The sequence below is a fragment of the Dokdonella sp. genome (assembly GCF_039926425.1).
In the GTDB taxonomy this organism is placed as follows: domain Bacteria; phylum Pseudomonadota; class Gammaproteobacteria; order Xanthomonadales; family Rhodanobacteraceae; genus Dokdonella_A.
The window spans coordinates 1-6,466 of record NZ_JBDSWZ010000226.1 but is presented as its reverse complement, the minus strand read 5'-3'; the positions used below and the strand labels follow the sequence as shown (position 1 = coordinate 6,466).

General features: G+C 63.4%; 9 protein-coding genes. 2 read left to right on the top strand and 7 right to left on the bottom strand.

From position 1 onward, the window contains the following. The coding region (locus ABIV12_RS13045; protein WP_348059964.1) for a hypothetical protein at window positions 1-220 on the bottom strand (220 nt) is incomplete at its 3' end. 163 nt (window positions 221-383) lie between these two features. Continuing rightward, the gene (locus tag ABIV12_RS13040) at window positions 384-1,022 is read right to left on the bottom strand and encodes a cation transporter (protein ID WP_348059962.1); all 639 of its coding nucleotides are present in this window, start codon (window positions 1,020-1,022) and stop codon (window positions 384-386) included. Between the two features lie 67 nt (window positions 1,023-1,089). Here ABIV12_RS13040 and ABIV12_RS13035 point away from each other — a divergent pair, with 67 nt between their 5' ends. Next, window positions 1,090-1,389 (top strand): hypothetical protein, encoded by a 300-nt coding sequence (locus ABIV12_RS13035; protein ID WP_348059960.1) that lies wholly within the window; start codon window positions 1,090-1,092, stop codon window positions 1,387-1,389. Window positions 1,390-1,545: 156 nt separating this feature from the next. On the opposite strand, the gene ABIV12_RS13030 is transcribed toward ABIV12_RS13035, so the two are convergent. The 5 genes from ABIV12_RS13030 to ABIV12_RS13010 form a co-directional block, all read right to left on the bottom strand. Beyond that, window positions 1,546-2,214, bottom strand: coding sequence for a hypothetical protein (locus ABIV12_RS13030; RefSeq protein WP_348059959.1), 669 nt, complete (start codon window positions 2,212-2,214; stop codon window positions 1,546-1,548). 12 nt (window positions 2,215-2,226) lie between these two features. Further along, window positions 2,227-3,099: a GGDEF domain-containing protein gene (locus ABIV12_RS13025; RefSeq protein ID WP_348059957.1), complete on the bottom strand. Its 873-nt coding sequence runs from the start codon at window positions 3,097-3,099 to the stop codon at window positions 2,227-2,229. 68 nt (window positions 3,100-3,167) lie between these two features. Further along, entirely contained in the window at window positions 3,168-3,449 is a 282-nt protein-coding gene (locus ABIV12_RS13020; RefSeq protein WP_348059955.1) for a hypothetical protein, read from the bottom strand. Continuing rightward, on the bottom strand, window positions 3,446-3,646 hold the full coding sequence (locus ABIV12_RS13015; protein ID WP_348059953.1) for a hypothetical protein: 201 nt from the start codon (window positions 3,644-3,646) through the stop codon (window positions 3,446-3,448). The genes ABIV12_RS13020 and ABIV12_RS13015 overlap by 4 nt, the downstream gene beginning before the upstream one ends. Window positions 3,647-3,959: 313 nt before the next feature. Next, window positions 3,960-5,519, bottom strand: a complete 1,560-nt coding sequence (locus ABIV12_RS13010; protein ID WP_348059951.1) for a putative 2OG-Fe(II) oxygenase — start codon at window positions 5,517-5,519, stop codon at window positions 3,960-3,962. A gap of 328 nt (window positions 5,520-5,847) precedes the next feature. On the opposite strand from ABIV12_RS13010, the gene ABIV12_RS13005 reads away from it, so the two are divergent. Next, window positions 5,848-6,466, top strand: a 619-nt coding sequence (locus ABIV12_RS13005) for a hypothetical protein (protein WP_348059949.1), incomplete at its 3' end; no start/stop codon positions are given.

The following is a 6,466-nucleotide window of genomic DNA, read 5'->3' as shown; positions in this document are numbered from 1 at the left end:
CGGGAATCATGCCGACATTCTTCAGCATGCAATCGATGCGTCCCTGGAAATAGGCGCGGTCCTCCGATGGTGTGACCGTCTCGATGTCGTCCGAAAAGTCTTTGAATATGGGCCAGAACTGCTCCTCTTCCGGATTTTCGTCGACGATCCGCGACAACATCGCCTCGAGCTTGTCGAGTGCCTTGACGATTGCGGGTGCATGCTTGGGAAGATCGGACATGGTGGCGCTCCTGCAGGAAAGTCATCGTCGTCGACGGTCCGTGAACGGAGCCTGTGCCTTACCCGGGCAGTCGTCGCGTCGCGCGTCGACAGCGGCTGCGACGCGAGCGACCGCGCAACGATCCACGTATCGCGCGGCGTCCCGGTCGCCGTCTCCGCATCCGTCAGCGGCTCGCGCGGGACACCCGATGTTCCTCGCGTGCCGCCGTCCACACCGCGCGCGCTGCATCGGCATTCATGTACGCGATGCCGATCCCGACCACGATGTCGGGCCAGACGGAGGGATGGATGGCCGACGCGATCCCGGCGCCGATGATCGCGACGTTCGCGAGGACATCGTTGCGTGCAGACAGGAACGCCGCCTTGGTGAGGCTTCCCCGATGATCGCGATAGCGCGACAGCAGGAACGCGCACGCGACGTTGACCACGAGCGCGCCGAATCCGGTCGCTCCGAGCAGGAGAGGTTCGGGTGGCACGGGCGTTGAGAGCTTGCTCCACAGCGCCCACAGCATCGCCACCGCCGGAACCAGCAGGATGCCGGACAGGACCATCCCGACGCGCGCGCGTCGCGTCGCGCTCCATGCGAGCGATGTGAAGATGAGCAGGTTGAGCGCCGCGTCCTCGAAGAAGTCGGCGCTGTCGGCGAACAGCGACACCGAGCCGATGGCCTGCGCGACCACCAGCTCGATGCCGAACCACGCGAGATTCAGAAGCGCGACGACTCCGACGATTCTGCGCAGCGCACGATACGCCTCGTCGGGGGTGAAATCGCTCGCTGGGTCCAATTTGCGGGCTTTTGCCACGGTCGTGACCTGCGACGGCTAGAAACGTTTGCCACTGACGTGCTTTACGCTGAGGGCATGCAGATCGATGTCAGCCACGCATCAGACATTGATCGCCGCCATCCGGTCGCCGGTCGACGGATTCGAGCCGATGGCGAACAACTGGATTCCGCAGGTCGAGCAGAACGGGTGGTCGACCGTGCGCGCGTCGAACTGGAGCCCGGTCAGGTCACGCTCGCCCGACGGCAGCGTGAACTCACTCACCGACGCGAATGCGAGCAGCGAACCGAGTAGTCCGCAGCGCGCAATTGCACGCGATCACGTCAGCGATGTCGAGGTTCGCCTCGTAACGGACCTTGCCGCACTGGCAGCCGCCGGAATGTTTTGAGCCATGGCTGGGAAGGTCCTGTGTCGATGGGTGCGTTTCCCCCACTGTATGACAGGGAGGAAAGCACGCCATCCGGGCAGCGTGGCCCTCAACGCGATCGATGCCGATCCGGCATGGCGGCGCGTGGGTCAGCCGATCGGCCCGGCGAGCCGGGTGTCACGATGCATCCGAGGCAACGGCGGCCTCGCGTCGGAGGTCGGTGATCGCCCGGTCGACGACGTGTGCGAGTTCCGACAATGCATGCAACAAAAGCGTCCCTGTCGCGCCTGTTGCTCCGACGTTGCCCGCCCTGATCGCGGAAAATGCCTGATGCGCAGCGGCAAGCAGCTTGCCATGTTCTTCCGCAAGGGCATCGAGCCGGTTGCCCACGTCTCGCGTCTGTTGGCCTTGAACGCGGTTACCCGCAGATGCGTAGGACGTCACCGCGTCTGCGATCGCGTCGTCCAGGCATCGATTGAGGGTCCTGAACTCCTGGTTCGAGATCTGCGCCATCCGCTCGATCGCAAGTTCAGTCACCGACTGGCAGACGTTGCCGTATTCGTGCACGACCTCGTCGATCGTGTATCCGCGCTGGAGGAGTTCAGCACCGCGTTGCGCTGCCGCCCGACCGATGTCCGATGTCTGACGCTCCTGCCTGTGTACCTGCGCCCTCGATACAGCGGGCACTTGCTCCATTCGCAACGCATCGATCAACTGATCTAGAAACGCAGGCACTCCCGGCCCGTCGCGCTCGGAGCGCGCGAAAGGAAGGTCGTCCTTCGCGCTTTTCCGGTTGCAGCGATCGATCAGCTCGGCGCGGTTGTCTGTGATGAATTCCTGGAGCATATGCGAAGTCCCCTAGCGCGCTTGATGGAGCTGGATATCTGCGGGTTCATCGTCGTGGGCCAGGTCAGCAAACGCATATCCGGCCTTGCTGCGCTTGGCGACGTACATCGCAGCATCCGCGCGCTTCACCAATGCGCCAGCATCGACGCCATTGTGCGGGAAGATTGCGATGCCGACGCTTGCACTGATGTCGGAAAGGCCGTCGAGTTCCTCGTCGGACGACCCCCACGGTTGCCGTATTGCATCGATAATCTTTCGTGCCACGAGCGCGATTTGTTCGCGCCCCTCGATTTCCATGGCGAGGTAAAGAAATTCGTCGCCACCATAGCGACTGACCGTATCGTCACCGCGGGTGCAGTCCCGCAGGCGCCTGCCAATCGCCTGCAGGACGCGATCGCCGATCGCGTGGCCGAACAGGTCGTTGATGCCCTTGAAGTCGTCGAGATCGATGAACATCACCGCCAGCGTCCAGCCATGACGCAAGGCTTGCGCCAGTGCATGTTCGAGGCGATCGTCGAACAATGCGCGGTTGGGCAGGTCGGTCAGCGCATCGTAGAGTGCCGCGTGCCGCGCCGCTTCTTCCTGTTCGACGACGGCGGCGAACCGGTGTTCGAGCAATCGCCGATCGCGTGACTGGTGCTCAAGGCCGCGTGTGACGCCAGCCAGCTTTTCCGCTGCCTCCTGCGCGTTGTCCTCGATTTTCATGTTCTTGCAGAGCGCCCTTTCGATCGCCGGCATATGCCCGACGATCGAAAGCTCTCGCGCAATGTCGCCGTTGACGGCCGCCAGATCGCTCGCACATTGGTCAACGATGTCCTTCACGCTCTCGCTCATTGTCGAGAGGTGCTCCAGCGACGGCGTGCGCTCGTTCGTTGTCGATATCACGCTTCCGAATCCTTTCGCCCATGATGAGGGAGATCGCGCGGGCGCTCGATCGTCGAGTCGTCCGCCGGTCACGCGAGCATGTCCTTGCCACATTGGCCGAAAAGAGCCTGGATGTCACCTTGAATATCAGCGAGCGGGTGGCCGATGGTGTAGACGCCCGCAATCGACACTCCGAGGACGGAATGGACGGTGTCGGGATCGCTGCTGTAGACGCGCGCCTTGTGGTCCAGCCGGACAAGAAGCGGCCCGTCGAGCAGGGTTCCGTAGATGCGCGTGGACATCGCCGCGACGTCTATGCCAGGAATGCCGATGCGGACGACTCCTGACGTCTGGAGGGCGCGTCGTTTCATGGGTCACGCACAACGGCGGAGATGCTCGCGCTGCGCCACGTCTGCACGCGGTTGGGGGGGTAGCCTGTCCAGCGCGATTGAAACGTCAGGTTGGCGAACGATCCGCCGATGATGGCTTCGCGATCCTGCAACACGAACTCGACGGATTCCCCTTCGTGGGGGAGAACAATCGAGCTTGAGATCCATTCGGTGTTCACGATGAATCCCCTGAAGCATCCTCGTCGAGGAATGCCGGAGGCATCGATTCGGCCGAATGTCCGATTCTGCATCGAATTTCGCACGCCCTCTGTGCGCTACCGCACGCAAGCGTCCTGGATGTCCAAACCGGTGGTCCGATGCGCAGAACCGGCAACCGCGTGTCCTGTGCAGCCAACTGGAAGTCCGGATGCTCCTGATCGCGTCCTTCGCAGGCGAAGCGCTTGCGTTCGGGTCGACAGCGAACAGGTTGCCCAGCGTTCGCACGCGCGCGCTCCGGGCGCATGAAGCGCCGGCCGATCCCGCAGTGGAGTGCTAGCGGGCGGCGGGAACAACGTCGAACGCCACCGATAGCCGGTGCTCGTTCTCGCGTGCGGCGAATGGCACGGTGCCGTGCCACATCCAGGATGGGAAGAGAACCAGCAATCCGGGTTCGGGCTTGACGAAGTACTCCGCTGGCAACGCGGGCGATGTGCGCATCATCGGTTCACCGAACTGCAGCCAGCCTTCGCCACCCGGTGAGCCCACGCTCGCCGGCAACTCGATGTAGCACGCCGAGGACAGCCAGCCTTTGCCGTGATAGTGATTGAAGTGATAGCCGCCGTCGCGCAGTCGCACCGACCATGCATCCCGAATGCTGAAGCCGTGGCCTTTTGGGCGTTTCAGAGTCGGATCATCCGCTCGGATGCTGTCGATGTATCGGCGGATCGGGCCATTGATCGCCGACGCGAAGGCGCCGATCGCGGCTTCATGCGCGCCTTCGAAGCGCAATTGCGTCTGCGTGCCATGGCGCAGCGTCTGCGCGACGGGATGTGCCCGCAGATGGTCGTGTCGCGCGTGCAGCGCGACCGCGAGATCCTTCAAATAGTGCTCGAGAGTGTTCCACCCGTTCGGTACATCGAGCATGCCCGCCTGGACATGATGCGCATAGTCATACATCTGTGCGTACGCGGGATTGCCCATCATCCGCATCGCCGTCGCCCTCACCGCGGTCGCGTGACCATCGTGCGGATTGCGCGCAATGAGACGGTCGGCCACTGCGAGCGCATGATCAGCGAATCCTGCAGCGAGCAGGACATGCGCGTGCGTGCCGAGTGCATTCGGATGATGCGGCGCGAGACGGATCGCCTGCTCCGCGTGCGCAAGAGCAAGGGCCGGATCCCATTTCACCGACGCCTGCGCCGCATCGATGTGCAAGTCGACATTGTCCCGGTCCGTGCCGAGGCCCATCACCAGTTCTTCGTACGCCAGCTCCGCAAGTCCCGCGGTTTCCAGCAGACGCGACTTCACCCGGCGCAGCGCGGAAAATTCCGGTGACTGATGAAGGCTGTCATCGAGTGCCGCGGTCGCGGCAGCGATGTCGCCTGTGCGCATCCACACCACATCGGCAAGACTCGTGTGCGCGTCGACCCGGCTCGGTGCGCGGTCGACCACGACGCGAAGTTCCGACTCCGATTCCTCCACGTAGCCCGCATCGAACAACGCCCTGCCCAGTACGAAGCGGACGCCGGGCGTATCCATACCTTTCGCGAGGGCTCTGCGCGCGGCGAGCACCGCTGCGTAACTGTCACCGCTTTCGCCAAGTGCGATCGCCAGTCCGAATTCGGGTGATCCTGCCAGCGGTGCAAGCGCAATGACGCGCGCGAACGCGGCGATGGCCGGGCGGAACGAGGACATCGCGAGGAGAATCTGCGCGCGGAGCATCAGCGCATCGGCGGTCGGTGTCCGCGTTGAGGCGATCTCCGTGTCGATCGCCAGGCATGCCTCGTCCAGCCTGCCCTGCGCGAAAAGTTGTCGGGCGGAGGCGGCAGACCCGCCGAAAGCGGCGACGAGGCCGTCCATCCATGGCCGCTGGGTATCCATCGTGATGTACATCGAAGATCGTAGATCCTGACGATGCTCTATCCGGTCCGCGGCCAGCGAGTGCCGGAAGTATCGGATGGCCGGCCGGCAAGGCTTTCGAAAGCGCACCGTCGAAAGACTGGCCCGATCCGTCGCAGTCGCGCCCTTCACCGCGTGGTCTCCAACGCGATTGTGAACATCGTGTCCGGTAACGCATGCAAGAAGGTGGCCGGCGTGCAGTGCAACTCTGCAACGACTCCCGCGACGCCATCACGTTGCGCATGTCCGCTTCCACGACGAACCCGCGTATCCAACCTTGCATCGACAATCGGGGCGTGCGTTTTGAACTGGAGGGAACCTCATGAAGATCAACCATGCGCGTCGACGCGAGCATCGCGCGCTGACGGTTTGCGTCTCGTCCGCGCTGCTCGTCGCAGCCGTTCCCGCGCTGGCGCAGACCTGCGCAAATCCCATTCCGCTCGTTGACGGACAAACGCACGCCTACACCACCTGCGGCGCGCCCAATTCGCTGCCGTATCTGGGTGCCGGGGTGTTTGACAGTCCGCAGAACGACGTCGTCTATCGCATCCATACCGCCGGAGCACCGACGGGATCGTTCCAATTCGCCGGTCTTCCGTGGGGCTTGATGGGTGTGATCATGTCCCAGTGCAGCTTGAATGCCACTCTGGCCGCTGCATACGATCCTGTTTCCGAAGGACCCGTGTTTCCGCTCCCGCCACTGCCCGCGGGCGACAATTTTCTCGTTGTCACCGCCGATCCGAACTCCGCGTCCAATACGTGCGGCGCTTACCAGGTCACGGCGCACATCACCGATCCGGTCCCTCCGCCGCGTGGCAGCTGTGCTTCGCCGATCACCTACACCAGCGGCACGAATGTGTCGGGAAACACCTGTACAGCGACCAACACGCTCCCCTCGATTGCGGCCGGAGCGTTTGACAGTCCGCAAAACGATCTGGCCT